1 protein-coding gene is annotated in these 1,773 nt (G+C 51.5%); it reads right to left on the bottom strand.

The window, feature by feature from the left end; genetic code table 11:
- Window positions 1–1,773 (bottom strand): condensation domain-containing protein (locus DFR42_RS28905; protein ID WP_245937128.1); only part of this gene is annotated, 1,773 nt, incomplete at both ends.

The raw sequence follows: 1,773 nt of genomic DNA, 5'->3' as shown, positions 1-1,773 counted from the left end.
ACCACCTGCTCCTCAAACAACGCATGGATACACTTGTCTTGCGGGTAGTGTGCTTGCGTACTGTTCCACTCTTCCAAGATCTGATACCGCTCTTGCTCTGGCAATATCCCCAACTTCGATATCGCCGTCTGCGGCCGCTTCTCCAACGCAGTGATGAGCCCCTCTAATGCACAATGCATCAAACCGCATATTCTCTGCGGATCAAGCGATGCATGCACTTGCACATCAAGACCAAACTCGTCACCAAAGTCATCTACCGATAGCGTGAACGGATAATTGGTCCTCTCCTCACTCTCAAGAAACTCGATCCCTTCCCATGCTGTCTGAAATTGGCTTTCTTGTACCGCTGACTCTGCCTTACTATCATTGAGATCAACGCCAGCATTGTGCCGGTAGTTCAATACTGATGAGAACAAGGGCATGGGTGCAGCTACACCACTGCAGCGTTGCGCCAGAACCAAAGGCGCATGTTCATGGTGCATTAATTGCGTAAGCAGGCGATGCGTCTTATATACCCCATCTTGCGCACTACAGTCATCAAGCCGAATGCGTATTGGCAACGTATTGATGAATAGACCCATCACCTTGTCCGCGCCCTCTCCTCCCTGCATCCGCCCAAACAATACCGTTCCAAACACCACATCATCACGACCAGATACTTTGGACAGCACTTGTGCCCATGCCAGATGGCATATGCTGGCCGCACTCACTCCTAATGTACGAGCACACTGACGCAGACGTTTGGACACATCTGGTGCCACCATCCGTTTGGACTCAACAATCCCGCCTCCATCGCCTTGAATATCGAGTAGGCCAAATGGTGCCGTCGGCTCATCCACATCCCCAAGCATGTCGGTAAAGAAAGCTTGGTGTACCTCCCGGCTTACCCCCAGTTTCGCTTGCGCTACAAAATTTCTAAATGGCAATGGCGCAGCCAACTCCGCTTCCCGGCCCAGCAAGTAAGATTGAATCTCTTGGTATTCCACTTCCATGGTTGAGTGATCCCCCACCAAGTGATGGAACAGATCCAGCATCACCCAATTACCATCAGCCCTGTCGTGTGCAATAAATATCTGCTTTAGCGGTGCCTGACTGACTGCAATGCGATAATGGCGAGGATGGAAGCGCGCCAGTAATCGCTTGCCGGCATCTTCCCCCGTCTCTTCCAACTCTACTTCTTCTATTCGCAGCAGTGCTTGACGCCAAACCACTTGCACAGGCTCCGACAAGCCCTCCCATTGGATTGCCGTACGTAGCGTGTCGTGGCGATCAATGACCGATTGCATCGCTTCCAGATAGCGATCGAGCTTGCTACGACTGGAAAAACGCGCCAGTCTGTATAGCAAATAAGGATCACCTTCTTTGGTCATCAAATGATGGAAGAGAATACCTTCTTGCAAAGGCACCAGCGGATAAATATCCTGAACATTGGCGGCCCCTCCAGGTACTGCTTGGGTAATGCGGTCAATCTCTTCCTGGCTCAACTTCACCAGACTTAACATGTCCGGAGTAATCGTCTCGCTCTGTGCCGGAATCAGGTTTGGAGGGATCTCAACCACGTTGGCATTGGTGTTTGTACTTATTACCTTAGCCAATGCTGCCAATGTCGGCGTATTGAATAACGACCGAATGTCCGTGTGTAGTCCCGCTTTGCGCATTCTCTCAATGAGTGTCACCGCCAAGAGCGAATGGCCTCCCAGTTCGAAGAAATGGTCATGTCGACCTACACGGTCCAGCTTGAGAACCCCGGCCCAGATCTGTGCCAGCTCCGTT

This window comes from Undibacterium pigrum (assembly GCF_003201815.1).
GTDB lineage: Bacteria > Pseudomonadota > Gammaproteobacteria > Burkholderiales > Burkholderiaceae_D > Undibacterium > Undibacterium pigrum.
The sequence above is the reverse complement of the archived record's forward strand: the minus strand, read 5'-3'. Positions and strand labels throughout refer to the sequence as shown.